Raw genomic sequence first — 1,040 nt, forward strand, 5'->3', positions numbered from 1 at the left:
CTAAGGCGTGTTTCAGAAGTCGTGGTGGCCGATGAAGGTCCCGGCGTGGCGGTGATCGACAACTGAAGAGGTCTCCGGTATTTGGTTCTGCGACCAAGCAAGAACTTCATACCGGAGACCTCGTGGCCACCTTAGCGGTGACGAGGCGGCACGACCTGACCGACGCTCAGTGGCAGCGGCTCGCCGCCCTGCTGCCTGCCGGGTCGGCGAAGGGTCGTCCGCCGAAGTGGGAGAGACGGCAGCTCATCGACGGGATCAGGTGGCGGATCCGGATCGGGTCGCCCTGGCGTGACGTCCCGGTCGAGTACGGACCATGGCAGACGCTCTACGGACTGTTCCGTCGTTGGCAGCGCGATGGAACCTGGGACAAGATCCTGGCCGCGTCACAGGCCACCGGAGACGCGGAAGACCGGATCACCTGGACGATCAGCGTGGACTCGATGACCAGCCGCGCCCACCAACACGCCGCCGGCGCACGCAGAGACGGCCACCTGCAGAAAGAGCCACCCGGCGGCGTGCACGAAGAACCCGCCGATCACGCCCTCGGACGATCTCGCGGCGGTCTGACCACCAAGACGCATCTGGCCTGTGAGCAGGGACAGAAGGTCCTATCGATGGTCGTGACCGCCGGGCATCGTGGTGACAGCCCGCAGTTCATCCCGGTCCTGCGCCGTATCAAGGTGACCCGTCTCGGGGTGGGCCGGCCCCGCACCTGCCCCGACCTGGTCCTGGCCGACAAGGCGTACACCAGCCGCGGTAACCGCGCCTACCTACGCAAGCGTGGAATCAAGGCGTGCATCCCGAGCAAGACCGACCAGGACGCCCACCGCAAGGCCAAGGGCAGCCGCGGCGGACGCCCGCCGAAGTTCGACCGAAACCTCTACCGGATGCGACACGCCGTCGAGAACGGCATCAACAGGCTCAAGCGCCACCGCGGCGTGGCCACCCGCTACGACAAGTTGGCCGTCCGGTTCCAGGCCATCCTGACCATCACCATCATCTGCGAATGGCTCTGACCCGGCTTATGAAACACGCCTTAG

Annotated in this window: 1 protein-coding gene; it reads left to right on the forward strand. The window is 66.0% G+C overall.

The features are described 5' to 3' along the window. Positions 1-122 precede the first annotated feature (122 nt). Positions 123-1,016: an IS5 family transposase gene (locus FB453_RS33975; RefSeq protein WP_145796922.1), complete on the forward strand. Its 894-nt coding sequence runs from the start codon at positions 123-125 to the stop codon at positions 1,014-1,016. Positions 1,017-1,040: the final 24 nt, after the last annotated feature.

The sequence above is a fragment of the Micromonospora sp. CNZ322 genome (assembly GCF_007827755.1).